The 25,520-nt window shown below is 69.4% G+C and carries 20 protein-coding genes; 18 read left to right on the forward strand and 2 right to left on the reverse strand.

Translation table 11 applies throughout. The annotated features are described in order from the left end of the window. Positions 1-6: 6 nt before the first annotated feature. The 8 genes from yjjX to IT359_21630 all read left to right on the forward strand — a co-directional run bounded on the left by yjjX (position 7) and on the right by IT359_21630 (position 9,018). Positions 7-591, forward strand: a complete 585-nt coding sequence (gene yjjX / locus IT359_21595) for an inosine/xanthosine triphosphatase (GenBank protein MCC6931599.1) — start codon at positions 7-9, stop codon at positions 589-591. Next, positions 588-1,088 carry an acyl-CoA thioesterase gene (locus IT359_21600; protein ID MCC6931600.1) on the forward strand — a complete coding sequence of 167 codons (501 nt, stop codon included), beginning with the start codon at positions 588-590 and terminating at the stop codon, positions 1,086-1,088. The genes yjjX and IT359_21600 overlap by 4 nt, the downstream gene beginning before the upstream one ends. Continuing rightward, positions 1,085-2,347: a 4-hydroxy-3-methylbut-2-enyl diphosphate reductase gene (locus IT359_21605; GenBank protein ID MCC6931601.1), complete on the forward strand. Its 1,263-nt coding sequence runs from the start codon at positions 1,085-1,087 to the stop codon at positions 2,345-2,347. The genes IT359_21600 and IT359_21605 overlap by 4 nt, the downstream gene beginning before the upstream one ends. Beyond that, entirely contained in the window at positions 2,344-3,375 is a 1,032-nt protein-coding gene (locus IT359_21610; GenBank protein ID MCC6931602.1) for a hypothetical protein, read from the forward strand. The genes IT359_21605 and IT359_21610 overlap by 4 nt, the downstream gene beginning before the upstream one ends. A 14-nt stretch (positions 3,376-3,389) precedes the next feature. Further along, a complete protein-coding gene (locus IT359_21615; protein MCC6931603.1) occupies positions 3,390-5,051 on the forward strand; it encodes a D-aminoacylase in 1,662 nt (553 codons plus the stop codon). 227 nt (positions 5,052-5,278) lie between these two features. Beyond that, positions 5,279-5,767, forward strand: a complete 489-nt coding sequence (locus tag IT359_21620) for a (2Fe-2S)-binding protein (GenBank protein ID MCC6931604.1) — start codon at positions 5,279-5,281, stop codon at positions 5,765-5,767. 9 nt (positions 5,768-5,776) lie between these two features. Then, the gene (locus tag IT359_21625) at positions 5,777-8,152 is read left to right on the forward strand and encodes a molybdopterin-dependent oxidoreductase (protein MCC6931605.1); all 2,376 of its coding nucleotides are present in this window, start codon (positions 5,777-5,779) and stop codon (positions 8,150-8,152) included. A gap of 2 nt (positions 8,153-8,154) precedes the next feature. Continuing rightward, on the forward strand, positions 8,155-9,018 hold the full coding sequence (locus tag IT359_21630; protein MCC6931606.1) for a xanthine dehydrogenase family protein subunit M: 864 nt from the start codon (positions 8,155-8,157) through the stop codon (positions 9,016-9,018). Between the two features lie 117 nt (positions 9,019-9,135). Here the strand turns inward: IT359_21630 and IT359_21635 are convergent, their stop codons facing one another. Further along, entirely contained in the window at positions 9,136-9,891 is a 756-nt protein-coding gene (locus IT359_21635) for an SRPBCC family protein (GenBank protein MCC6931607.1), read from the reverse strand. A gap of 190 nt (positions 9,892-10,081) precedes the next feature. Then, positions 10,082-11,422 carry a porin gene (locus IT359_21640; protein MCC6931608.1) on the reverse strand — a complete coding sequence of 447 codons (1,341 nt, stop codon included), beginning with the start codon at positions 11,420-11,422 and terminating at the stop codon, positions 10,082-10,084. 250 nt (positions 11,423-11,672) lie between these two features. Here IT359_21640 and IT359_21645 point away from each other — a divergent pair, with 250 nt between their 5' ends. The 10 genes from IT359_21645 (at position 11,673) to IT359_21690 (ending at position 25,477) form a co-directional block, all read left to right on the forward strand. Further along, on the forward strand, positions 11,673-12,563 hold the full coding sequence (locus tag IT359_21645) for a MoxR family ATPase (protein ID MCC6931609.1): 891 nt from the start codon (positions 11,673-11,675) through the stop codon (positions 12,561-12,563). Between the two features lie 8 nt (positions 12,564-12,571). Next, the gene (locus IT359_21650) at positions 12,572-13,747 is read left to right on the forward strand and encodes a VWA domain-containing protein (GenBank protein ID MCC6931610.1); all 1,176 of its coding nucleotides are present in this window, start codon (positions 12,572-12,574) and stop codon (positions 13,745-13,747) included. A gap of 76 nt (positions 13,748-13,823) precedes the next feature. Next, positions 13,824-14,963, forward strand: a complete 1,140-nt coding sequence (locus tag IT359_21655; protein ID MCC6931611.1) for an XdhC family protein — start codon at positions 13,824-13,826, stop codon at positions 14,961-14,963. 53 nt (positions 14,964-15,016) lie between these two features. Next, complete coding sequence (locus IT359_21660; protein ID MCC6931612.1) at positions 15,017-16,000, forward strand: hypothetical protein; 984 nt, start codon at positions 15,017-15,019, stop codon at positions 15,998-16,000. 2 nt (positions 16,001-16,002) lie between these two features. Continuing rightward, positions 16,003-16,398 carry an iron-sulfur cluster assembly scaffold protein gene (locus IT359_21665; GenBank protein ID MCC6931613.1) on the forward strand — a complete coding sequence of 132 codons (396 nt, stop codon included), beginning with the start codon at positions 16,003-16,005 and terminating at the stop codon, positions 16,396-16,398. Further along, the gene (locus IT359_21670) at positions 16,395-16,970 is read left to right on the forward strand and encodes a nucleotidyltransferase family protein (protein MCC6931614.1); all 576 of its coding nucleotides are present in this window, start codon (positions 16,395-16,397) and stop codon (positions 16,968-16,970) included. The genes IT359_21665 and IT359_21670 overlap by 4 nt, the downstream gene beginning before the upstream one ends. 85 nt (positions 16,971-17,055) lie before the next feature. Next, on the forward strand, positions 17,056-18,369 hold the full coding sequence (locus tag IT359_21675) for an amino acid permease (GenBank protein ID MCC6931615.1): 1,314 nt from the start codon (positions 17,056-17,058) through the stop codon (positions 18,367-18,369). Positions 18,370-18,552: 183 nt separating this feature from the next. Continuing rightward, positions 18,553-21,597: a SusC/RagA family TonB-linked outer membrane protein gene (locus IT359_21680; protein ID MCC6931616.1), complete on the forward strand. Its 3,045-nt coding sequence runs from the start codon at positions 18,553-18,555 to the stop codon at positions 21,595-21,597. Positions 21,598-21,629: 32 nt separating this feature from the next. Beyond that, positions 21,630-22,910 carry a RagB/SusD family nutrient uptake outer membrane protein gene (locus IT359_21685; GenBank protein MCC6931617.1) on the forward strand — a complete coding sequence of 427 codons (1,281 nt, stop codon included), beginning with the start codon at positions 21,630-21,632 and terminating at the stop codon, positions 22,908-22,910. A 119-nt stretch (positions 22,911-23,029) separates the two neighbouring features. Then, positions 23,030-25,477 carry a serine hydrolase gene (locus IT359_21690; protein MCC6931618.1) on the forward strand — a complete coding sequence of 816 codons (2,448 nt, stop codon included), beginning with the start codon at positions 23,030-23,032 and terminating at the stop codon, positions 25,475-25,477. Positions 25,478-25,520: the final 43 nt, after the last annotated feature.

Genomic DNA, 25,520 nt, shown 5'->3' on the forward strand with positions numbered 1-25,520 from the left:
TGGTTCATGACACGTCGTCCTCCCCTCAATTCGCCGTGCATCGCGGTTGGTTCGCGCAATCCCGTCAAGGTGGCGGCGGTGGCCGCTGTCGTTAGGCAGTGGCACGCCTCGGCGCGTATCGAGGCGATCGCCGTGCCATCGGGTGTGCCCGACCAGCCGCTGGGCGACGACGAGACGCGCCGCGGCGCCCTGGCCCGCGCCCGTGCGGCGCGCGAGGCCACCGACGCCGACATCGGCGTCGGGCTCGAAGGCGGCGTGGTGGACGACGAGCCGACCGGAATGCGCACGTGCGCCTGGGCGGCCATCGCGCTGCGCGATGGGCGCGAGTTCACCGGCGGCTCGCTCGCCATGCCGCTACCCCCCGCCGTGGCGACGCTCATCCGGCAGGGGATGGAACTCGGGCATGCGATGGACGCGGTGAGCGGGCTCCACGGCACCAAGCACGGCGCTGGCGCCGTCGGCATCCTCACCAGCGGGATGGTCGACCGACAGCAGGCCTACGAGATCCTCGTGACGTACGCCTTCTCGCCGCTGCTGGCGGCCGACTACTGGGACGGCGCCGGGCTGCCGTCAGCTGCAGGGCACGCATGAGCGCCCGCGCCCCGTTCGTCATGCACGAGCGCGTACGTTGGAGCGACTGCGACCCGATGGGGATCATTCGCTACGACGCCTATTCCCGCTTCTTCGAGGTAGGCGAGGCGGAGATGTTTCGCTCCGTTGGCCTCACCTTTGCCCGCTTTGCGGCGGAGTATGGCATCACGCTGCCGCGGCGCGTCATGCACCTCGAGTATCCCTCGCCGCCGCGCCTGGATGAGTTGCTGGAACTGGTCGTTTACGTGTCGGAGGTGGGGGGGAGTTCGTTGCGCCTGAACCTGGACTGCTATGGCGACGGCGGGGCGCTGCGCATGGAGGGCTTCCTGGTCCTCGTCTGCGTGCACGATGGCCCCGATCGCGGCGAGGCACTGCGCGTGAAGCGCTGGCCGCCGGCCTTCCTCGAGGCGCTCGCCCCGGTGCGGCTCACCGTAGACGAGGCGCGCGTGGCACGCGGGGACGAGGCGCGCGCGGCGCGCCGGGAGGAGGGGCGATGACGACACCGGGCACCCCGCCCGATTCCTACTTCCGCAAGGGATTCGGACTCGGCGCCGACGTGCGTGACGACCTCGCGGCCGACTACACCGGACGGCTCGTCGACCTCCTCCGTGAGCGGGACTACACGCTCACAGCGGGCGAGGTGACGGTGCGCCTGGCCAGGGAGTTCGGCTTCTGCTATGGCGTGGACCGGGCGGTCGAGTACGCATACCAGACGCGGCGCAAGTTTCCCGACCGGCGCTTGCACCTGCTGGGCGAGATCATCCACAACCCGCACGTGAACGAGAAGCTGCGGCAGATGGGGGTGGAGATCATGGTGCCGCTCGAAGGGACGCGCGACGGCGAGCCGCGCTTCGACCTCTCGCCTGTGGCGCCCGAGGACGTCGTGATCCTCCCCGCGTTCGGCGTCACCGTGGCCGACTTCCAGGCGCTGCGCGCGCACGGGTGCGTGTTGGTCGACACCACGTGCGGGAGTGTGCTCAACGTCTGGAAGCGCGTGGAGGTCTATGCACGCGACGGCTTCACGGCGCTCATCCATGGCAAGCACTACCACGAGGAGACGCGGGCCACCGCCTCGCAGGTCCTGAAGCATCCCGAGGGGCGCTACCTCGTGGTGCGCGACATGGCGGAGGCCGAGGCGGTCTGCGCGTACATCGCTTCGTTAGGCGCGGGGGCCGCGAACCCGGCCGCGCGCGAGGCGTTCCTGGCCCGCTTTGCCAAGGCGGCCTCGCCCGGCTTCGATCCCGACGTGCATCTCCGGCGAATCGGCGTCGCCAACCAGACGACCATGCTGGCGCGCGAGTCGCTGGAGATCGGCGAGGTGGTGGGCGAGGCGATGGCGCGTGCCTTCGGCGACGACCATCGCGCGACGCACTTCCGCACCTTCGACACCATCTGCTCGGCGACCCAGGATCGCCAGGATGCCGTGACCGCGTTGCTCGACGAACCGCTCGACGCCATGATCGTCGTGGGGGGCTTCAACTCCAGCAACACGATCTCGCTGGCGGCGCTGTGCGCGGAGCGCGTCCCGACGTACCACGTCGAGGACCCCGCGGAGATTGACCCGGAGTCGCGCTCGCTGCACTACCGCGTGGCCGGCGTGACGCACGTGGAGGCAGACGCGGTCGACTGGCTGCCGGCGAGTGGGACCGTGCGCGTGGGGCTCACCGCCGGGGCGAGCACGCCGAACAACAAGATCGGCGAGGCGGTGGCGCGCATCCTTGCCACGCGCGGGATCACCGCGGGGGCGATCGGGTGAAGCTCCCGTTCCTCTCCCGTCCGCGCCCCAAGCTCCCGACGGCGTCTGACTTCGGCTACCTCGAGCTCCGCGGGGGGACGTCGCGCGTGGTCATCGTGCCGTCGTTAGGCGGGAAGATCACCGAGTTGGAGATCGGCGGCCGGCAGTGGCTGTGGTCCAGCGACGTGGTCCCGCTGGCCCGGGGGATCGATGGGACGTCGTATCCCGAAACCGGCGACTCGGGCGGCTTCGACGAGTGCTTCCCCACCGTTTCGGCCTGCCGGGTGCCGGGGTGGGTCCGCACCTTTGGTGGCATCGAGCTGCCGGACCATGGCGAGCTGTGGTCGCAGGAGCCCACGCTCGCGGTGCGCACCGCCCCCGACGGGCAGCGGGCCATCACCACCTGGCGCGGCGTGCGCCTGCCATACTTCCTGTCGCGCGAGGCGTGCGTTGCACCCGACGGCACCGTCCGCATGACGTACACACTGGTCAACGACGGCCACGAGCGCATCCCCTTCCTCTGGTCGGCGCACCCGATGTTTCCGCTCAGCGACGAGACGCGCCTCGAGCTTCCCGATGGCGCGCGGCTGCGCGTCTTTGCCCGGCATGAGATCGAGCTTGGCGAGATACGGTCGGAACACCGCTGGCCGTTCGTGCGCGGCAGCGGCAAGGTCTTCGACTTCGCGCATCCGTTCGCCGTCGCCAAGCGATATGCGTGCAAGCTGTTCGTCGACATGTCCGAGGGGTGGGCGACGCTGCGCGAGGGCGAGTGGGAACTCGCCATGACGTTCGACCCCGGCGCGGTCACGCACGTCGGGCTGTGGATCAACAAGCGCGCGTGGACGCCGTTCCGCCGTGAGGACCCGTACCAGAACCTCTCGCTGGCGCCGTGCGTCGGTGCCCCGGACTCGTTGAGCGATGCGCTGGGCGACTGGAAGAGCGCGGCGTGGATCGAGCCCGGGCACGAGAAGGAATGGTCGGTGACGTATCGCGCGCGACGCGTGATGAAGGACGACGCGGCCGGCGCACAGAGGAGCGAGGCACCATGACGAGCGTGCAATGCATCCGCGGCCGGTCGATGGCCGTCGGCGCCCTGGTCTGCAGCATCATGGGAGCCCTTGCGGCTGCCGGACCGCTCGGCGCGCAGGGCGGGACCACCTACGACGTCCTCATTCGCGGCGGGACCGTCATCGACGGGACCGGGCGGCCGCGCTTCCGGGGCGACGTGGCGGTGCGCGGGGGGACGATCGTCCGCGTCTCGCGCACCCCGATCCCGCCGTCGCGCGCGAAGCAGGTCATCGACGCCACCGGTCGCATCGTGGCCCCGGGCTTCATCGACCTCCACGCGCACCTGGAGCCGCTCCTTCGCATCCCGTCGGCGGAGAGTGCCGTTCGGCAGGGCGTGACGCTCGCGCTCGGAGGGCCGGATGGGGGGAGCCCGTTGCCGCTGGCGGCGTACATGGACAGCGCGCAGCGCGCCGGGCTGGGGATCAATGTGGCCTACCTCGTGGGGCACAACGTCATCCGCGAGCGCGTGATGGGGCTCGAGAATCGCGCCCCCACCGCCGATGAGCTCTCCCGCATGCAGTCGCTCGTTGCCCAGGGGATGCGCGACGGCGCCTTCGGGCTGAGCACCGGGCTTCGCTACATCCCCGGCTACTACTCGCGCACCGACGAGGTGGTGGCGCTGGCCCGCGTGGCGGCGGCGCGCGGTGGGATCTACACCTCCCACCTGCGCGAGGAAGGGCTGGCGCTGTTTGACGGAGTCGCCGAGGCGATCCGCATCGGGCGCGAGGCGCGTATCCCCATCGTCCTCACGCACCACAAGGCGGTGGGACGGCAGATGTGGGGGCAGTCGGTGCGAACGCTGGCGATGGTCGACACGGCGCGCCGCGCCGGGATCGACGTGATGATCGACCAGTATCCGTATACCGCGTCCCAGACCGGGCTGTCGGTCCTCATCCCGCCCTGGGCGCTCGCCGATGGCGATAGCGCGCTGGCCCGCCGCATGCGCGACCCCGTGCTCAAGGACAGCATCCTGCGCGGCGTCGTGGCGCTCCTCCTCGACGATCGCGGCGGCGGCGACATACGGCGCGTGCAGTTCGGTCGCGTCCAGTGGAAGCCGGCGCTGGAAGGGAAGACGCTCTACGACTGGGCCGTCGAGCGCGGCGTCCCCACCACGCCGGAGGGAGCGGCGCCGCTGGTGGTGGAAGGGGTGCTCCAGGGGGGCGCCACGATGATCTACCACGTCATCGATGAAGGCGACGTGCAGCGGATCATGCAGCATCCGCAGACGATGATTGCATCTGACGGTCGGCTGACCGTCCCCGGCGAGGGGGCGGCGCATCCGCGCGCCTACGGCACCTTCCCGCGCGTCATCGGCCACTACGTGCGCGACGTCAAGCTCCTCACGCTGGAGCAGGCGGTGCACAAGATGACCGCGATGCCGGCGGCACGCCTCGGGCTCACCGGATACGGCGTGGTGGCCACCGGTGCGACGGCGAACCTGGTGGTGTTCGACGCCGCAACGGTCGCCGATCGCGCGACGTTCACCTCGCCGCACCAGTATCCCACCGGTATCGGTGACGTCCTGGTGAATGGCGTCGCCGTGGTCGCGGGCGGTGCGCTGACCGATGCGCGGCCGGGGCGAGTGCTCAGGCACAACGCGCGCAGGCTGCCGCCGCGCCTCAAGCGCCAACTGACCGGGGCCGGCTCGGCGCCGTAGGCACCGGCGGCGCAAGGCGCCCGCGGCGGAAGGCGCTCGCGGCGCACGGCATGAGGTGCGAGATGCATCGCACGTTCCTGCTGCAGCGAGTTCGATATATACCACGATGCATAACGACTCCTTGCGCGTCTTTGCTTGACGCGTTCGCGATGGCTCGCCATGCTAGCCGTCCCGTGTCACACCGGTCCGCGCGCGGGTCGATTCACCTCTCCTTCCGGAGTCACAGCATGGCAGAGATCACCATCACGGTGAACGGGCGGGCGTATGCGCGCGAGGTCGAGCCGCGCACGCTCCTCGTGCACTTCCTTCGCGACGTGCTCGGGCTCACCGGCACGCACGTCGGCTGCGACACGAGCCAGTGTGGCGCGTGCACGGTCCTGCTCGACGGTCGCGGTGTCAAGTCGTGCACCGTGCTGGCGGTGCAGGCCAACGGCGCGAGTGTGACGACGATCGAGGGGCTCGCTGCTAACGGCGAGTTGCATCCGCTGCAGGCGGCGTTTCGCGAGGCACACGGCCTCCAGTGCGGTTTCTGCACGCCCGGGATGATCATGTCGAGCTGCGACCTGCTCGCGCGGAATCCCAACCCGAGCGAGCACGAGATTCGCCACGCGCTCGAGGGAAACCTGTGCCGGTGCACTGGCTATCACAACATCGTGAAAGCCGTGCAGTCGGCGGCGTCCACCATGGCCGGCAACGCTGCCGTCGCCGCGGACTGAGGAGGATTCATGGCCACGACCGCCGAACCGGGCGGCTCGCTGATTGGCGCGAGCATCCGACGGAAGGAAGACCAGCGCTTCATCACGGGGAAGGGGCGCTACACCGATGACGTGAAGCTCCCCGGCCAGGTGTACGCCGCCTTCGTGCGCTCGCCGCACGCCTGCGCCACGATCGGCGCGATCGATGCCAGCGCGGCGCTGGCGATGCCCGGGGTGTACGCCGTCTTCACGGGAGAGGACCTCAAGCAGGGCGGCGTGAACCCGATCCCGCCCGGGTGGCTGCACCCGGGAATCAAGATCGCCGAGTTCCGCGCGCTGGCGGTGGGGAAGGTGTCGCACGTGGGGAATGCGGTGGCGGTGGTGATCGCCGACACGCCGCAGTTGGCGCGCGACGCGGCCGACCAGGTGCAAGTGGACTACACCGACCATCCCGCGGTGGCCGACGCGGTGGCCGCGCTCAAGTCGGGGGCGCCGCAGGTGCACGGTGATGTGCCGGGCAACGTGGTCTTCACGTGGGCGTTGGGCGATGCGGCGGCCACGGACGCCGCGATCGGTGGCGCGGCCACGGTGGTGAAGACGCATCTCGTGAACCAACGCCTGATCGCCAACGCGATCGAGCCACGCGCCTCGCTGGCCAGCTACGATTCCGCGGCCGACGAACTCACGCTGTACGTGACGTCGCAGAACCCGCACGTGCACCGCCTCATCATGGGGGCGTTCATTCTCGGGTTGCCGGAGCACAAGTTCCGCGTCATCGCCCCGGACGTCGGCGGCGGTTTCGGCTCGAAGATCTTCGTCTATCCCGAGGAGTGCGTGGTGGCCTGGGCTGCTCGGCAGCTGCAACGCCCGGTCAAGTGGACGGCGACGCGCAGCGAGTCGTACCTGACCGACGCCCACGGCCGCGACCACGACACCGACGTCGAGATGGCCTTCGATGCCGCGGGCAAGATCGTCGCCCTGCGCGTGAAGACGATCGCCAACCTCGGCGCCTACCTCACGCTCTTCGCGCCGGCCGTCCCGACGTATCTCTACGGGACGCTCCTCTCCGGGCAGTACAACATCCCCGCCATCCACGTCGACGTCACGGCGGTGTACACGAACACCACGCCGGTCGACGCCTATCGCGGCGCGGGGCGCCCGGAAGCGACCTATCTCCTCGAGCGCACGATGGACGTGGCGGCGCAGCAGCTGGGTATCGACCCGGCCGAGTTGCGGCGACGCAACCTCGTCGCGCCCGACCGCTTCCCGTTCCAGACGGCGGTGGCGCTGCAGTACGACAGCGGCAACTACGAGCCGGCGCTGGACAAGGCGCTGCAGCTCGCCGACTACAAGGGACTCCGCGCCCGCCAGGCGGCGGCGCGCGGGCAGGGGACGTACCTCGGGATCGGGATGTCCGCCTACATCGAGGCCTGCGGCCTCGCCCCGTCGCACATCGTCGGGTCGTTAGGTGCGCAGGCGGGGCTGTACGAGTCGGGCGTGGTGCGCATTCATCCCACAGGAAAGGTCACCGTCCTCACCGGCTCGCACTCGCACGGACAGGGACACGAGACGACCTTCGCCCAGATCGTGGCGCAGGAACTCGGCTGCACGATCGACGACGTGGAGGTGGTGCACGGCGACACCGGGCGCGTCCCCTTCGGCATGGGGACCTACGGCTCGCGCTCCGGCGCGGTTGGCGGCGCGGCGCTCTTCAACTCGCTGCAGAAGGTGAAGGAGAAGGGGCGGCGCATCGCCGCGCACCTCCTGGAGGCGGCGCCCGAAGACGTCGACTTCGCCAGCGGCAACTACTTCGTGAAGGGGTCGCCGTCGCGCTCCAAGGGCTTCGGCGAGGTGGCGCTCGCCGCCTATCTCGCGCACAACATCCCGGCCGACATGGAGCCGGGGCTCGAGGCGACCACCTTCTTCAACCCGGGGAACTTCGTCTTCCCGTTCGGTGTCCACATCGCGGTCGTCGAGGTGGATCCGGATACCGGGCGCGTCCGCATCGAGCGCTACCTCGCCGTGGACGACTTCGGCAACGTCATCAATCCGATGATCGTCGACGGCCAGCTGCACGGCGGGATCGCGCAGGGGGCGGCGCAGGCGCTGTGGGAAGGGGCGCAGTACGACTCGGGCGGCCAGCTCCTCACCGGCTCCATGATGAGCTACGCGCTCCCCAAGGCGGAGTTCCTGCCGAACTTCGAGACCGATCGCACCGTGACCCCGTCGCCGGTGAACCCGTTAGGCGTGAAGGGGGCCGGCGAGGCGGGGACGATCGCCTCCACCGCCGCCGTCGCCAACGCCGTCATCGACGCCCTCTCACCCTTCGGCATCACCCACCTCGACATGCCGCTCACCGCCCCGAAGATCTGGTCGGCCATTCACGCGGCGAAGGGGGGGAACTGACCATGTATCCGGCATCCTTCGAATACCACACCGCGACGAGCGTCCAGGATGCGCTCGCCAAGCTGGCGCAGTACGGCGACGATGCGAAGCTTCTCGCCGGCGGGCACTCCCTCATCCCGGTGATGAAGCTCCGCTTCGCCCAACCGGCGCACCTCATCGACATCACCCGCATCCCTGGGCTCACGGCCATCACCGATGCCGGCAGCGAAGTGCATGTGGGCGCGGCGGCCCGCCACGCCGACGTCGCAGCCTCGGCGGTGATCAGGGCCAAGGCTCCACTGCTCGCCGAGGTGGCATCGCATATTGGTGACCCCCTCATACGCAACATGGGGACGATTGGCGGATCGCTGGCCCATGCCGATCCGGCGGCCGACCTGCCGGCGGCGATGCTGGCGCTCGGCGCCACGCTCGTGGTGACGGGAAGCCGCGGGGAGCGCACCATCGCCGCCGACGACTTCTTCACGGATGTCTTTTCCACGGCCATGCGTCCCGGGGAGATGCTGACCCAGGTACGGGTCCCCGCACCGGGCACGGGGAGCGGTGGCGCCTACGAAAAGCACCCCGACCCCGCGTCCGGCTACGCCATCGTGGGAATCGCCGTGCAGTTGCAGGTGAGGGGCGGCAGCGTGTCGTCTGCGCGCGTCGGCATGACGGGGTTGGGGCCCAGGGCCATGCGCCTGACGGCAGTAGAGGCCGCGCTCACGGGCAAGGCGGCGACGAATGCCACCGTCGATGCCGCAGCGGCACGTGGCGCCGACGGCCTGGTGTTCGTCGACGACTCGCTTGGAACCGCGGCATACAAGGCGAATCTTGCCTGCGTGTTTGTGAGGCGAGCGGCGAGACGCGCGCTCGCCTCGGCTCAGTAGGACCCGTCGTCGACATGCGGTCACCGGGCGCGCCCTCGTGGGGCGTGCCGGTGTCCGAGGGGCGAGAGCCACGCGCGTCGCCTCGCTCGAGGCGACGCGTGGCAATCGCGCGACTGCCTAACGCTTCCCGCCGAACAGCCCCGACAGCCAGGACACGAAGACTTTCCAGAGCAGCGGCAGCGCTCGCAGCTCGTTCCCCTTGGCGACGGCGGGGGGCGGGGGAGCGGGCGCCACGATCGGGGTACTCCCGGTCGGCGCTCGGGAGAGGGGGCGCGACGACCCGGCAGCGGGAGCCGATGCCGCCTGTTCGTCCACCGGCTCACCCGGGAATGCGTCCTCGCCGGCGACGAGGGGGGTGGCGCCCTCGCGGGTTGCGGCTGGCGGATGCGCTGCCGCCGCGCCCGCCTCACTCGCGTGCGCGGCCTCGAGTCTGGAACGCACCGAGTCGGCAAACTGCCTGAATAGCTGCTTGTTCACCGACTCGATGAGCCCGCGGCCAAACTGCATCACGCGCCCGGCAATCTCGATGGCCGCATCGACGCTGACCTCGCTCGTCCCGTCGGCGAGCGCGCTGACCTGACCCGTCATCGTCATGCGCGCGGAGCCCGGGCCGCCGCTCTCCTTCCCCTCGGCGATGATCTGCATCCGGCGCAACGCGTCGTCGACCTGGGCGAGCGTCGCCTTGCCCGCGTAGGCAGCCGTGATCGGCCCCACCTTCACCTTCACGCGCCCGGCGTAGCTCTGCGCGTCGATCGTCCCCGTCAGCTCGGCGCCCGGGAGGCATGTCACCACCTCGGCGGGGTTCTTCAGGAACTGCCAGACGCGATCGGGCGAGGCCGCGACGCGAAAGGTCTCGTTGAGAGTGAGGGACATGGGAAGAGCGAGACGGGAGACGGGAGACGGGAGACGGGGGACGGGAGTGCGCGGCGCTGGGCGCCACGCGAATGCGCGTCGGTCGTCGATGCTTGGCCGATGCTCGGCGAGTGAAGCACTGATCACTCGTCGACAACCTATCCTCGCTCATCCCCCCTCGCACCTCACGCGCCTGAACTCCCCTCCGCCTCTAGTAGTTGAACTGCGCCTGCACCCTGAGAAAGCGCCCTTTCTGCCGGTTGCCGATGGTGGCGGCGTCCTCGAAGACGCGGTCGGAGATGGTGTACTGCGCGGTGAGTTCGAAGTTGCCGAAGGGAAGCCATTCGACCCCTCCCTCGACCTCGTGGACCTCGTAGTGACGCGCGTCCTGCTCCAGCTTCTTGCCGCCGTGGTAGCCCTGCAGCCGCGCGAATGGCTGGATCACCTGGCCGTGCGTGCGCCAGCGGTACATAGACTGCACAAAGCCGCCCTGCAGCGACCGGTCGTCGATCGACTGCGTGCTGGCCACGAACTCGGGGCCCTTCCCCCAGTTGTACTCGGCCACGAGGCCGAACGGTTGGGCGTACCAGGTGAACGAGAGCGCCACGCGATCGTCCTGGTACTCGGGGAGCGATCGCACGTTGGCCGACTTGGTGGGGAGCACGAAGCGCCCGTTGTACGCCTGGATCCCCGCCTCGACGAACTGTCCGTTGCGCAGGCGGAAGGGATACGACAGCCGCACGACCTGGTGCAGCGAGTTGTTGGCCTCGGGGCGATTGGCCGTCTGCCCGTTCATGACGCCGAAACCGAAGACGCCATAGTCGCCACTTCCCTTGAGGCCGCTGTCGACGAGGATCCTGAATCGCTGGCGCGCCGTGGTGCTCGCCCAGTAGTAGGTGACGCCCATGTCGCGCTCGTTAGGGAGGGCGCTGTTGAGCGCGTCGTTGCGGTCGAGCGGGAGGCGGTTCTGCGACGACTGCAGGTTCTCGAAGCCAAACGGGACCTTGCTCTGGCCAATGCGCAGGCGGTGCTCCCGCTTCGTGTCGAGGGAGAGGTCGAAGTACGCATCGCGCAGCTGCAAGTAGTGCAGCGTGCCCGCGGCATCGGCTCCGTAGTCGGGCTGGACGTAGATGGAGAGCCGTGGGTGAATGTCGCCCGAGAGGACGAGTCGCCCACGTCGCAGGAAGATCCCCCCGTTGTTGCCGATGGAGCGATCGCACTGCGAGCAGTTCAATCCCGGGTTGGTCTCGAGCAGGCGGTTGTAGCGCACCTGCGCGTAGCCGCGGAGCGACAGGCGTTCGTACCACGGACGCGGCGCGGCGTGCCCTCCCTGTGCCGAGGGCGCGGGGCCTGGCGCAGGCGCCCCCTTCGCCGCCGTCGCCCCCTTCACCGAGTCGGCGGCCGCCGCGCGCGCGGGACGCGCACCGGACGTGGTGCCGGAGTCGGACGCAGCCTGGGCGTGGGCGCGCGGCGTGACGGCGAACTGGAGGACCGCCGCGGCAATCGCGGTGGAGAGTCGGAACGACAGCATGTCGGCGCAGTCGTGAGTCATGGCGTGGGGAGCGGCGTGGGTGGACAACACCGCGTGGGAGCGAGAGAATCCCGTTACACTTCGGGTCGAAATGTGATACAGCGAGGGCAGCCACCAATGCGGCGCGACGAACGTGACTCACTCGTTACACGTTGCGCGGTACTGGGCGCGGGCGCTGCCGGTGCTTCCCATCGCCGGCGGTGGAGTTGGTTCCCAACGGTGTACGAGGGCGAGTCAGCGCACGCGAACGCTTGAGCCGGGAGTCGAGGCGGTGAACGACGAGATTCGCAGGATCCAGGACGTGATGGAGCGCGAGGCCTACATCACCGACCGGCAGATCGCCACGTCGGTCTTCCTCGCCACCGCCCTTGGCAAGCCGCTCCTGGTCGAGGGGCATCCCGGCGTGGGAAAGACCGAGATTGCGAAGGTGCTGGCGCAGACGCTGGGCGCAGACCTCATCCGGCTGCAATGCTACGAGGGGCTCGACGCGACGACGGCGCTGTACGAATGGAACTACCAGCGGCAGCTCCTGCACATCAAGCTTGGAGAATCGTCCACCGCGTCGATGGCCGAGCAGGAGGCGACGCTCTTCAGCGAGGCATTCCTCCTCAAGCGCCCGCTGCTGGCCGCAATCACGCACCATGGCAAGCCGCCGGTGCTCCTCATCGACGAGGTGGACCGCAGCGATGAGGAGTTCGAGGCCTTCCTCCTCGAGATCCTCTCCGACTTCCAGGTCACCATTCCCGAGTTGGGGACCATTCGCGCCGAGGCGCGCCCGACCGTCGTGCTCACCTCGAACCGCACGCGCGAGCTTTCCGAGGCGCTGCGCCGTCGTTGTCTGTACCTCTGGATCGACTACCCCTCCTTCGAGAAGGAGCTGCGCATCGTGCGCACCAAGGTGCCCGGGCTCGGCGAGCAGCTGGCGCGCGAGATCACGGGAGTCGTGCAGGCGTTGCGCAAGATGCGCCTCACCAAGCATCCGGGGATCGCCGAATCGCTCGACTGGGCGGCGGCGCTCGTGGCGCTGCACGCCGACCACCTGGACGAGGAGGTCGTGCGCGAGACGATGGGGTGCTTCCTCAAGGACGACGGCGACTTCCAGCGCATGGAGCGCGAGCTGCAGGGCGGCGCCCTGCAGGCCATGGCATCTTTCGCCGGTTAGGGTGCACGGTGCCTGACGAGCGCGCCGTTGCGCACGCGCCCGGCGACACCGCGCCGGCCGACCTCCTGGCAGCGGTCGTCACGCTGTGCCGCACGCTGCGAGACCGCGGCATCGTGGCGACGCCGGCGGAGTCGATCGATGGCGTGCGGGCGCTGGGAGTAGTGGACATTGCCGATCGCGACGAGGTGCGCCTCGCCCTGCGCAGCGTCCTGATTCACCGGCGCGAGGACTTCGACGCCTTCGACGAGGCATTCCGCGAGGTGTGGAGCATCGAGCGCGGGCTGCCGGCTCCCATCCCGCTCCCCGGTCCGCGACGCGAGATGGTGAAGCCTCCGGCGCCGGCTCCCGCGCGGCCGCCCACCGTCTCGCTGCAGAACTGGATGAAGCCGTCCGACGGCGACGCCGGCGACTCGATCACCGTGCGCGCCGCCAGCGACAACGAATCGCTGGTGGCTCGCGACTTCTCGCACTACGCCGCCGAGGACGATGAGGCGTTTCGCGCGCTGGCGCGACGCATCGCGCGCCGGCTCTCGCTCCGGCGCAGTCGGCGCTGGAAGGCGTCGCGTCGCGGTCGCCGCATCGACTTGCGCCGCACCGTGCGCGCGTCGCTGCGCACCGGCGGCAACCCCATCGCGCTGGAGCGGCGCGTGCGCAAGGTGCGGCGCACGTCGCTCGTTGCGCTCTGCGACGTCTCGGGATCGATGGAGCTGTATGCGCGTTTCCTGCTGCAGTTCCTGCATGCGCTGCAGAACACCTTTGCTCGCGTGGAGACCTTTGCCTTCGCCACACGGCTCAGCCGCCTGACGCCGCTCCTGCGCGGCGTGCGCTATCGCGAGTCGCTGCGCGACCTTGGGCGCGAGGTGCAGGACTTCTCCGGCGGGACGCGTATCGGGGCGTCGATCCGCGGCTTCCTGGACCGCTATCCCAAGCTGGTCGATCGGCGCACGATCGTCGTCATCCTCAGCGATGGATGGGACGTGGGCGACCCGGCGCTGTTGTCGGACGCGATGCAGGCGCTGCATCGGCGCTCGGGGCGCGTCATCTGGCTCAACCCGCTGATGGGCGGGGCCGACTTCACGCCGGATACACGGGGGATGCAGGCGGCGCTCCCGCACATCGACCTGCTGGCGCCGGGGCACAACCTGGAGGCGCTGCAGCGCCTGATTCGTCACCTGGCGCTGTAGGGCGGTTCGATCGCGCGCGGGCGCCGGCCAGTGATTCCCACTCGCCCGCCGGGCCATTCGCCGTCATCTTGTTGCCATGGCTGATTCGCGTTCCATCCCGACTGGCCCGGCGGCGGTCGCGACGCTCATCGCAACCGAGGGGACGTCGCCCAAGGAGGCCGGTGCCAAGATGTGGGTCGATGCTTCCGGGGCGATCGTCGGCGCGGTGACGATCGGGGGCTGCGTCGATGCGCGCGTCATCGAGGAGTCGGCGCGCGTCCTGGCGGAGGGAAAGCCGACCGTCCTCCGGATGTCGTTAGGCGACGAGGATGCCTGGGCGCTGGGAATGACGTGCGGCGGTTCCATCGAGGTGCTCATCGAGCCGGTCAACGGCGATGCCTCAGACGACTCGATCTCCCGTGCCATGCGCGTGGCGCGCGACGAGGTGGAGGCTGGGCGCCGCGTGGTGATCGCGACGCCGCTCGATGGCAGCGCAGACCGCCTCGTGGTCTTCGAGCGCGGGCAGCGCGCCGGGACACTGGGCGATCCCGCGCTCGATGCGGCGGCCATGGGGGCAAGCGTCGAGTACTTCACGCGCGGGCGATCGGGAACGAGCGACGTGACGCTCCCGTCGGGGACGGCGCGGCTGTACTTCGAGTTGCACGCGCCGCCCGGCACGCTGGTGGTCTTCGGGGCCACGCACGTGGCGATGCCGCTGGTGGAGATGGCGCGCGTGCTGGGGTTGCGCACCGTGGTGGTCGATGGGCGCGAGCGCTTTGCCACGCGCGAGCGCTTTCCCACCGCCGACGAGCTGATCGTGGGCATGCCGTCCGAGATCGCCGCCCGCCTCCCGCTCGGCAGGCATTCCTTCGTTGTACTCCTGTCGCACGACTACAAGTACGATCTCCCGGTGTTGCGGGCGGTGCTGGAGAGCGACGCCGCCTACGTGGGCTGCCTGGGGAGCGTGCGCCGGGGAAAGGCGATGCTGGACTTCCTGGCCGAACAGGGGGTGCCGCAGCTGCAACTCTCGCGGGTGCGGATTCCCGTGGGGCTCGACATCGGCGCGCGCAGTGCGGCGGAGATTGCGCTCAGCGCGCTGGCCGAGGCGCTGGCGGTGGAGCGCGGCCGGGGCGGCGGCGCGATGCGCGACCGCGCGCCGCGGTCTGGCGGCGGGGGCGAGGGCGCGGTCGCGCCGGACACCGCCAGCCGCAACGCGGGGAGTTCCAGCGACGCGTGAGGGTCGTCCGTCATGTGCGCGCTCGCGATGGGAGCGCGCCTCCGAGCGGCTGTGTGCTCGCGCACGACGTGCGCGACGCCGAGGGGCGCATCGCGCTCCACAAGGGGAGCCGACTCGACAACGCTGCAGTCGACCGGCTGTCCGGGCTGCCGTGGGAGGAGTTGCACCTGCTGGCCCTGGATGCGGACGATGTGCATGAGGGCGAGGCGGGCGGGCGCCTGGCGCGGGCGGCGGCGGGGGGCGGGGTGCGCGTGGGGGCGCTCGCGGCCGGCGCATGGCCGCTCGAGGCGACGCATCGCGGCATCCTCGCCGTCCACCGCGACGCCCTCGATGCCGTGAACCTCGTCGAGGGGCTGTGTGTCTACACCCTCTTCGATGGGCAGGTGGTGGACGATGGGGAAGTCGTTGCGCGCGCCAAGATCGTCCCCTTCGCGATCGATGCCGCCACGCTCGGGCGCGGCGAGGCGGCGGCGCGTGCAGCTGGCGGCGTGGTCACCGTGCGGCCGTTCCTCCCCGCCGTGGTCGGGGCCGTGGTGCAGGAGTCGTTAGGGACCCGGGCCATGGCACGCTTCGAGGAGGCGCTGGGCGAGAAGGTCGCCTGGTTCGGTTCCACCCTGCAGCCGCCGGCCTTCGTCGCGGCGGCGAGCGACGCGATTGCCGCGGGCATCGCGCAGGTGTTGGCGGCGGGGGCGCGCGTGGTCGCCCTCGCCGGCTCGCGCCCGATGGACCCGCTCGATCCGGCCTTCGAGGCGCTCGCGCGCATGGGGGCGACCATCGAACGGCACGGCGTCCCCGCGCATCCGGGGTCGCTCGTCTGGTTGGCGCGCGTGGGCGACGTCCCCGTCATCGGCATGCCCGCCTGCGGGCTCTTCTCCCAGGCGACGATCTTCGACCTCCTCCTCCCCCGCTTCCTCGCGGGCGAGCGCCTGGGCGCGCGCGATCTGGCGTCGCTGGGGCACGGCGGCTTTCTTACGCGGGACATGGCGTTCCGATTCCCTCCCTATCGCCAGGCGCGCCAGCGCGGCGCGGTGGAGTAGCGATGGGCTCTCCGTATGGTCCGGTCCTCATCGATCACTTTCGGCATCCCCGCAACCAGGGAGCCCTGTCGAATGCGACGATCACCGAGGAGGGGGCCAATCCGCTCTGCGGCGACCGCGTGCGGATCGCGCTGCTGCTCGAGGAGGGAATCGTGCGCGATGCCCGGTTCACGGCAAACGCCTGCGCCATCTGCGTCGCGTCCGCGTCGATGCTGACGGAACTCGTGCGCAATGCGCCACTCGATGAAGTGGAGACGCTCGTGGTCGATGACATCATGCGATCGCTCGACGCCCGCATCCCGCAGATGCGCATGAACTGCGTGCGCCTCCCGCTGACGGTGATGCACGCCGCGGTGCACCTGTTCCGTCGCGCGCACCCGGGGCCGGACGCCGCATGATAGGCGCCGTGGTGCTGGCGGCGGGGCGCGGTGAGCGGTTCGGTGGCGACAAGGTGCTGGCCGAGGTGCGGGGGATCGCCCTCGTGCGACACGTCGTGGACCGTTTGCGGCTGGCGGGCGTCGCCTGCGTCGTCGTCGTCGCCCCAGCGCCGGGCGACGGCGTGCGTGCCGCGCTCGCGGGGACCGACGCCGACGTCGTGGTGAACCCGGCGCCATCGGACGGAATGAGCGCGTCGCTCGCACTCGGCGTTGCCGCGCTCCCCGACGAGGTGGACGCCTTCGTCGTCGCGCTCGCCGATCAACCGTTCATCGATGCCGCGGTGGTGCGCGCGCTGGGCGAGACGTGGCGCGACTCCAACGCCGCGGCGGTCGTGCCGATGTATCGCGATGGGCGCGGCAATCCCGTCCTGTTCGACGCCAGCATGCGCCGGCGGCTGCAAGCACTGGAGGGTGACATGGGGGCGCGTGACCTGCTGGTCGCCATGGGCGATCGCGTGCTGCGCATCCCCGTCGATGCCGACGCGCCGCGCGACGTGGATACCCCCGAAGACCTGCAGTCGCTCGACGGATAGCGACGCCGCGGATGGGGCCCCTTACCGCCCTCCGGTTGCGCCCGTAAGCTACCGCGCTCGCATCCCCATCCATCGCCCGCTCGCCATGTCGACTTCGCTCAAGCGCACGTTAGGCACCACCGACCTCACGCTGCTCGTCATCGGCAACGTCATCGGGAGCGGGATCTTCCTCGTCCCGTCGTCGGTCCTCAAGCTGAGCGGCGGGTCGGTGCCGGTTGCCAGCTCGGTCTGGCTCGTGGGCGGGATCCTCTCGCTGCTCGGCGCCCTCTCCTACGGCGAACTGGGAGCGATGGAGCGCGGCTCCGGCGGGCTGTACTCGTACATCCGCGACGGCTTCGGGCCATTGCCGGCGTTCCTGTACGGGTGGACGCTCTTCTTCGTGATCGGGACGGGGACCATCGCGACGCTGGCGGTGGCGGCGGCGAACTACATGGGGCAATTCGCCGAGCTGTCGCCCATTGCCAGGAAGGTCATCTCGACCGCGCTCATCGCGATGATGGCAGTGATCAACGTGCGCGGGACGCGCGAGAGTGCGTCGGTGCAGAACGTCGCGACCGGGATCAAGGTGCTCGCCATTCTTGCCATGAGCGCGCTGTTCTTCGCCCTGGGAACCGGGAACGAAGCGCCGGCGGCTCCGGTCACCCCGCAGTTCAGCGCCGTCGGCCTGTCGATCATCTCGGTCCTCTGGGCCTATGAGGGGTGGCAGTACGTGACGTTCGTGGCCGCGGAGTCGACCAACCCGCAGCGCGCGCTCCCTCGCGCCATTGCCCTGGGTACCACGGCGCTCATCGCGATCTACCTGCTGGCGAACTTCGGCTATCTCGCGGCCCTCGGTCCCGAGCGCGTGGCGGCGTCGGAGCGCGTGGCGAGTGAAGCGGTGGCGCAGGTGCTGGGGCCGGCCGCCGGGAGCGCGATCGCGCTGGCGATCATCATCTCGATGTACAGCGCCGCGCACGCCACCGTGATCACCGCGCCGCGTGTCTATTTCGCCATGGCGCAGGACGGCCTCTTCTTCAAGCGCCTGGCGGAGGTGCATCCGCGCTTCGGAACGCCGGCACTGGCCATCATCGCGAGTTGCGCCTGGGCCGCGATCCTCGCCTTGACGGGGACGTTCGAGCAGCTGCTCACGTACGTGGTCTTCGTGGGGTGGATTTTCTACGCGCTGGGGGCGGCCGCCGTGATTGCGTTACGCATCAAGCAACCCAACGCGCCGCGCCCCTTCCGCGTCCCTGGCTATCCGTTCACCCCGCTCTTGTTCGTCCTGGCCGCAGCCGCCATCGTGCTCAACACGATCATCGAGCAACCGACGCAGTCGGCGATCGGTATTGGCGTGGTCCTGCTGGGGGTCCCCGCGTACTACGGCTGGCGTCGCGGCGCCTCCCCGGGCGGGAACCGGTAGCGGCCCGGGAGGTGGATGCCGGCCCCCTTTGCGGAGTCCGGGAAAAATCGTGTTGACGGCTCGACGCCCGGTCCTCAACGTTGGGACGTCCTTATTTGTATACACTTTCGCGTACCTGCACGCCCGCCCGCGGAACCACCCCCTCGGGCGATGATTCCCCCCAAACGCTTGTGGAGGCGCTACATGACGCGTGACTGTCTGACGCAGCGGGCCGGTCCATCACCCGGGGTGCGTTTCGCGCGACGCTGGACCCTGGCTCTCATCGCGGCAATCGCGCTCGTTCCGGCGCGCCCGCCCGTCCTGGGCGCACAGGCCACCGGCGTGGTTGCCGGCACCGTGGTCGACGCCCGCACGCTGCGCGGCGTTGACGGCGTCCAGCTCGCCGTCGAAGGCGCGAGCCAGGGCGCGATGACCGATGCGAGCGGCGGCTTCCGCATCACCGGGCTCAGTGGGGCGCAAGTCACGCTTACGGTGCGACGCATCGGGTACAAGCCAACGACGCAGGTGGTGCGCGTAGGGCAGACCGACGTGCGCATCACCATCACCGAGCAGGTGGCGACGCTGAGCGAGCTGGTCATCACCGGAACGGCGGAGCCGGTCGAGAAGCGCGCGATCGGCAACTCCGTGACCAAGGTCGACGCCGCGACGGTCCAGCAGATCGCCCCGTCACCGGACGTCTCCGGCCTCATCAACGGGCGTGCGCCGGGCGTGGTCCTGATGGGCGGATCGGGCGCCGTGGGCTCGGGGCCGCGCATTCGCGTGCGTGGCGCCGCGTCGCTGTCACTGAGCGACCAGCCGCTGATCTACATCGACGGCATTCGCGTCCCCAACGACGTGTCGCAGGGGCCGCAGTCGCAGTTCTTCTCGTCAGGCGTCATCTCGCGCCTCAACGACCTCGATCCCGAGAACATCGAGAGCATCGAGGTGATCAAGGGCCCGTCGGCGGCCACGCTGTACGGGACAGAGGCGAACAACGGCGTCATCCAGATCGTGACCAAGCGCGGGAAAGCAGGGCGCGCGGTGACGTCGCTCAACACGCGACTTGGCAACAACTGGTTCCAGGGCGCCGAGGGGCGCATCGGCAGGACGTATCGCCGCCTGGCCGACGGATCGATCTCGGCGTGGAATCCGGTGGCGGTGGAGGCGGCGCGCGGCGAGGAGCTGTTCCGCACGGGCCTCTCGCAGAGCTACAACACCGGGATCAACGGTGGGACGGACATCGTCCGCTACAACTTCAGCGGCACCTACGACAACGACAAGGGGATCGAGCCGACCAACCACCTGTGGCGATGGAGCGGGGCGGGGAACATCTCGGTCTCGCCGTACAAGTCGTTGGACATCCAGGCGTCGTTCAACACGACGCAGGGGCGCATCAACGTCCCGCTCGAGGCGGGCGGTGGCGCATGGTTCTCGCTCTACTTCGGCCAGACGCCGGTGACCGACGCCGAGAAGCTGCGTCGCGGCTACTACTCGGCGCCGCCAGAGGCATTCTGGGGGGCGTTCAAGCAGTACCAGGACGTGAAGCGCACCACCGGGTCGATCCAGTTCAACCATCGCCTCGGGACGTGGCTGTCGCAGCGCCTCATCGTCGGCAACGACTTCACGGGTGAGAACAACGTCAACCAGACGCAGCGGATGGGGCCATTCTTCCGCCAGTTCTTCGGCAACCCCACCGACCAGAACGGGACCAAGCTTACTCGTCGTCGCGAGCTGGCGGTCACCTCGGTCGACTACGCCGCGACGCTGAAGAAGGTCCTCTTCGGCTTCCAGACGTCGACGTCGTTTGGGGCGCAGTACTTCAAGCGCCAGACCTACGCACTGGCAGCGCGCGGTGAAGGGTTCCCGGCGGGCGGACTGACGCTCGTCGACGCCGCGGCCACGACGTTTGGCGGCGAGGACTTCTTCGAGAACTCAACGCTGGGCTTCTACGGCCAGGAACAGTTCAACCTGAACGACCGGATGTACGTGACGGCGGCACTCCGGGTCGACAACAACTCGGCGTTCGGCGAGGACTTCTCGTGGACGACCTACCCGAAGGTTGCCGGGACCTGGGTCATCAACGAGGAGCCGTGGTTCAAGGTGAGCTGGATCAACCAGCTCAAGCTGCGCGCCGCCTACGGCCAGACGGGGCAGCAGCCGGCGGTCAACTCCGCGCTGCGCACCTACTCGGCGACGACCGGCGGCGACGGTGGCTCGGCGGTGACGCCGCAGTCGCTCGGCAACCCGAACCTCAAGCCCGAGCGCGGGACCGAAGTGGAGTTCGGCTTCGACGGCGCCTTCTTCAACGAGCGCCTCAGCGCCGACCTCACGTTCTATCGTCGCAACACGAGCGATGGCATCCTGTCGCAGTCCGTGTCGCCATCGTCGGGATTCTCGGGGTCGCGCTTCATCAACATTGGCGGGATCCAGAGTCAGGGGGTCGAGCTTGCGTCGCGCTTCAACGCGTACTCGAGCAACCGCTTCAATCTCGACTTCGGCTTCAACATCTCGAAGAACGACAACCAGGTCACGGACCTGGGCGACTTGCCGCTGGCGCTGGACCAGAACGGGAACAAGTTCATCCAGGTGGGCGCCCAGCGCCACATTGTCGGGAAGCCGGTGGCTTCGTACTACGACCTCAAGGTTGTGTCGGCCGCCTACGATCCCGTGTCAAAGCGCGCGATCAACATGATGTGCGACGATGGCAAGGGTGGCACCATCGCGTGCCTCACGTCGGCGGGACAGCCTAACGCGCCGCGCGTCTACATCGGCCGGCCCGACCCGAGCCTCGAGGGATCGTTCAACTCGACGTTTACGCTGTATCGTGCGTGGCGCGTGTACGCGCAGTTCGACTTCAAGGGTGGCAATCGCATCCTGAACAACAACGATCGTGCGCGCTGCCAGGTGTTCCAGCAGTGTCTCGGCAACCTCGAGCCGGACAAGTACGATCCGGTCTACGTGGCGCAGATCCAGTCGTCGAACATCCTTCGCCACTGGATCTACCAGGACGCGAGCTTCACGCGCCTGCGCGAAGTCTCGCTCGCCTACACCATGGCGCCCCGCTGGGTGCAACTGGTGGGGGCGCGCACCGGGACGCTCACGTTGTCGGGGCGCAACCTGGCGCTGTGGACGTCGTACGGTGGGACGGATCCGGAGAACTTCTTCTCGCTCGAGCAGTTTGCCCGCACCGAACAGGCGCAGGTGCCACCGCTCGCGCAGGTGATGTTCTCGCTCTCACTCACGTTCTGATCCCTTCCGCCCGACATGCCAGGAGAAATCGCATGAAGACCCATCGCTCCTTTTCGAGCGCGCGGCGGATCGCCCGGACCGGCGCGGCCTTGGTGGCCGCCTCGTTCGGCAGCGGAGTCCTGACTGCGTGCAGCACCCTGCTCGAGGCCGACGCCCCGAGCCGCATCCTCGAGTCGACGCTCCTTGTCCCGTCCAACGCGCCAGTGCTGGTGGCGGGCGCGATTGCCGACTTCGAGTGCGCGTACGGCAACTTCATCCTTACAGGCGCAACGCTCGGTGACGAGTTCTCGGACTCGCAGGCGAATGCCGCCACGTGGGACATCGATCGTCGCACGAACTTCCCGTCCACGTCGCTCTACTCGACTGGCGGCTGCAACGGCTTCGGCACCTACACGCCGGTGTCGACGGCGCGCTTCCAGGCCGACCAGGCGATCAAGCTGCTGGAGAAGTGGACGGACGCCGAGGTCACGGACCGCGCGGCGCTGCTCGCGCGTTCGTCGGCCTACGCCGGCTACTCCTACATCATGATGGGGGAGATGTTCTGTTCGGCGGCCTTCGACCTTGGCCCGGAGATGCAGCCGGCGGCGGTGTTCGCGCTGGCGGAACAGCGGTTCACGAAGGCCATCGACGCGGCGGGCGTTCCGTCCGACGTGAAGAACATGGCGCTGGTCGGCCGTGCCCGCGCGCGCCTGGACCAGGGGAAGAAGGCCGAGGCGGCGGCCGACGCGGCGCTTGTCCCTGACGGCTTCATCTTCAACGCCCGCACCACCGCCGCCGCGACGCGTGCCGAGAACCGCATCTTCCGATTCAACAACACCAACGGGACCGTCACCGTCGATTCACAGTTCCGCAACCAGACCGTGAACGGTGTCGCCGATCCGCGCGTCCCGGTGGTGGATGCGGGGCGTGGCGCGTCGATGCCGTCGGTGCGCCTGTGGTCGCAGCAGAAGTACAAGGCGCTCACCGATCCGCTTCCCATCGCAACGTGGCGCGAGGCCCGTCTCATCCAGGCTGAGGCCGCGGGTGGCCAAACGGCGGTCAACATCATCAACGCGTTGCGCGCCCGTGCGGGGGTGAACCTCCCGCCGTTCCAGTCGACCGACGCGGCGGCGATCGCGGCGCAGGTCCAGGAGGAGCGTCGTCGCGAGCTGTTCCTGGAAGGGCAGCGCCTGTTCGATATCAATCGCTTCAACATTCCGCTCAAGCCGGCGGCTGGTGCGGCGTTCCCGAACGGCGGTGGCACGTACGGCAACAACAAGTGCCTCCCGTTGCCCGACGTGGAGCGACTGAACAACCCGAATATCGGCGGCTGAACCGTACCGGATGGAATGACAGGGGCTCGCATCCGCGAACGTGCGGGTGCGGGCCCTTGTGGCTGCGAGCGCCTGGCGCGGGCAACTTCGCCGGGGTGAACCCGAACTCGAGGTTGGTCATGCATTGCGTGCGGGAATGGCTGGGCATAACGAGGGAGTGCAGCGACGCGCGCAGGACGGCGCGGCACTGGCGCTCCGCATCGCTGGCCGCGGCGCTGCTCGCCGTTACGGCGGGGGGACGCGCCGACCTGGCGCAGCCTGTGGCGCGACCGGCGGCGATCGGGCCGGAGGCGTCGTACGAGCCGGTGGCGCGCGCCCTGTCGGCGTTCATCGAACGCGAGCGCGTGGCGAAGGGGATCCGTGCGCTCAGCGTGGCCCTGGTCGACGACCAGCGCATCGTCTGGTCGGCCGGTTTCGGGGAGGAGGATCCCGCGACGCATCGCGCCGCCGACGCCAACACGGTGTATCGCGTGGGCTCGGTGTCGAAGCTCTTCACCGACCTGGGCGTGATGCAGCTGGTGGAGCGGGGGGCGATCGACCTCGACGCGCCGGTGCAGCGCTACGTGCCGGACTTCGCGCCGCGCAACTCGTCAGGCAAGGCCATCACGCTGCGCCAGTTGATGTCGCACTACTCGGGGCTCGTGCGCGAGCCGCCGGCGGGACACTACTTCGACGACAGCGGGACGTCGCTGGCGGCGACGGTGGCCTCGCTCAACGGGACGTCGCTCGTCTATCCGCCGGAGACGAGGCGCAAGCACTCCAACGCCGGCATTGCGGTGGTAGGGTACGTGCTGGAGCGCCAGGGGAGCCAGCCGTTCGCGACGTACCTCAAGACCAACGTGCTGCAGCGACTCGGGCTCGGCACGAGCGCGTTCGAGCCGGAACCAGCGCTGGTGTCGCGCCTGGCGAAGGGCGAGATGTGGACGCTGCACCAGCGATCGTTCGAGGCGCCGACGTTTCAGCTCGGGATGTCGCCGGCGGGGAGCATGTACAGCACGATGCCCGACCTCGGGCGCTTCATGAGCGTCCTGTTCGCGGGCGGTCGCGGTCCCGGGGGTGACGTGGTGCGCCGCGAGACGCTGGAGTCGATGTGGCGTCCGCAGTTCGCGCGCGCGGGGGCGAGGGAGGGGGCCGGGCTGGGCTTCCAGCTGTCCCGCTTCGAGGGGCGTCGCATGGTGAGCCATGGCGGGGCGATCTACGGTTTTGCAACGGAGCTCGCGGCGCTGCCTGACGAGAAGCTCGGCGTGGCGGTGAGCGCATCCAAGGACGGGATGAACGCACTCACCACGCGCATCGCCGAGGAGGCGTTGCGGCTGATGCTGGCCATGCGACACAAGCGCGCGCTGGCGCCGGTCGTGGTGAACGGCCAGCCGTCGCTGGCGGCGGCGCGGGCCATCGCGGGGACGTACGCACGCGGCACGACGGTGGTGGACGTGGTGTCGCGCGACTCGACGGTGACGCTGTCGTCGACGGCGATCGACCACCCGATGGGGCTGCGGACGTGGCGCGGCGACACGCTGATCGCCGACGACGGGATGTCGTATGGGACGCGCGTCTGGCGTCGCGGCAGCGCGCTGATGATCGACGGCGTGGCCTACGCGCGGCGTGCAGGGACGAAGGGACTTCCCGCGCTGCCGCCGGTCGCGTGGCGCGGGCTGGTGGGTGAGTACGGATGGGACCACAACGTCCTGTACGTTCTCGAGAAGGGCGGGCGCCTCACGGCGCTGATCGAGTGGTTCTTCGAGTACCCGCTCACGCGCATCTCGGACGACGTGTACGCCCTCCCTAACAGCGGATTGTATGCGGGAGAGCGATTGGTCTTCACGCGTGATGCGAAGGGGCGCGCCACGCAGGTGGTCGCGGCGAGCGTGACGTTCAAGCGCCGGACGTGGGTGGGTGAGGATGGCGATGTCTTCCGCATCACCCCCGAGCGCCCGGTGGACGAGCTTCGCGCCGCGGCGCTCGCCGCATCGCCGCCGGTGGAGCAGGGGACGTTCCGCGCCAGCGACCTGGTGGAGCTCGTGCAGTTGGACTCGACCATCCGGCTCGACGTTCGTTATGCGACCGACCGCAACTTCCTGAGCGTCCCGGTCTACACGCAGGCGCGCGCCTTCCTGCAGCGCCCCGCGGCCGAAGCGCTGGCGCGCGCGCACCAGCGGCTCAAGGCGTCAGGCTACGGCCTCCTGATCCACGACGGATACCGGCCGTGGTACGTGACGAAGATGTTCTGGGACGGGACCCCCGTCGACAAGCACCAGTTCGTCGCCGATCCGAGCCGCGGCTCGCGACACAACCGCGGCTGTGCGGTCGACCTCACGATGTACGACCTGCGCACGGGGGAGCCGGTGGTCACCACGGGCGGCTACGACGAGATGTCGGACCGCTCGTATCCCGAGTATCCGGGCGGGACGTCCCGGCAGCGTGCGCTGCGCGAGATCCTGCGCGCCGCCATGGAGGCGGAGGGATTCCGCGTGTACGAAGCCGAATGGTGGCACTTCGACTACAAGGATTGGCAGCTGTATCGCGTGGGGAACCAGCGGTTCGAGGAGTTCGCCGGTTCGCGTTAGGCCCGGGCACGGCTACCGCGCGCCCCGCACCGGCATGGTGTGC

This window comes from Gemmatimonadaceae bacterium, from assembly GCA_020852815.1.
Classification (GTDB): Bacteria; Gemmatimonadota; Gemmatimonadetes; order Gemmatimonadales; family Gemmatimonadaceae; genus SCN-70-22.

Excerpts from the sequence above, each read along its gene's own strand:
- yjjX (MCC6931599.1), top strand. The coding sequence starts at position 7 with ATGACACGTCGTCCTCCCCTCAATTCGCCGTGCATCGCGGTTGGTTCG.
- IT359_21600 (MCC6931600.1), top strand. The coding sequence starts at position 588 with ATGAGCGCCCGCGCCCCGTTCGTCATGCACGAGCGCGTACGTTGGAGC.
- IT359_21605 (MCC6931601.1), top strand. The coding sequence starts at position 1,085 with ATGACGACACCGGGCACCCCGCCCGATTCCTACTTCCGCAAGGGATTC.
- IT359_21620 (MCC6931604.1), top strand. The coding sequence starts at position 5,279 with ATGGCAGAGATCACCATCACGGTGAACGGGCGGGCGTATGCGCGCGAG.
- IT359_21625 (MCC6931605.1), top strand. The coding sequence starts at position 5,777 with ATGGCCACGACCGCCGAACCGGGCGGCTCGCTGATTGGCGCGAGCATC.
- IT359_21630 (MCC6931606.1), top strand. The coding sequence starts at position 8,155 with ATGTATCCGGCATCCTTCGAATACCACACCGCGACGAGCGTCCAGGAT.
- IT359_21635 (MCC6931607.1), bottom strand. The coding sequence starts at position 9,891 with ATGTCCCTCACTCTCAACGAGACCTTTCGCGTCGCGGCCTCGCCCGAT.
- IT359_21640 (MCC6931608.1), bottom strand. The coding sequence starts at position 11,422 with ATGACTCACGACTGCGCCGACATGCTGTCGTTCCGACTCTCCACCGCG.
- IT359_21655 (MCC6931611.1), top strand. The coding sequence starts at position 13,824 with ATGGCTGATTCGCGTTCCATCCCGACTGGCCCGGCGGCGGTCGCGACG.
- IT359_21665 (MCC6931613.1), top strand. The coding sequence starts at position 16,003 with ATGGGCTCTCCGTATGGTCCGGTCCTCATCGATCACTTTCGGCATCCC.
- IT359_21670 (MCC6931614.1), top strand. The coding sequence starts at position 16,395 with ATGATAGGCGCCGTGGTGCTGGCGGCGGGGCGCGGTGAGCGGTTCGGT.
- IT359_21675 (MCC6931615.1), top strand. The coding sequence starts at position 17,056 with ATGTCGACTTCGCTCAAGCGCACGTTAGGCACCACCGACCTCACGCTG.
- IT359_21680 (MCC6931616.1), top strand. The coding sequence starts at position 18,553 with ATGACGCGTGACTGTCTGACGCAGCGGGCCGGTCCATCACCCGGGGTG.
- IT359_21685 (MCC6931617.1), top strand. The coding sequence starts at position 21,630 with ATGAAGACCCATCGCTCCTTTTCGAGCGCGCGGCGGATCGCCCGGACC.
- IT359_21690 (MCC6931618.1), top strand. The coding sequence starts at position 23,030 with ATGCATTGCGTGCGGGAATGGCTGGGCATAACGAGGGAGTGCAGCGAC.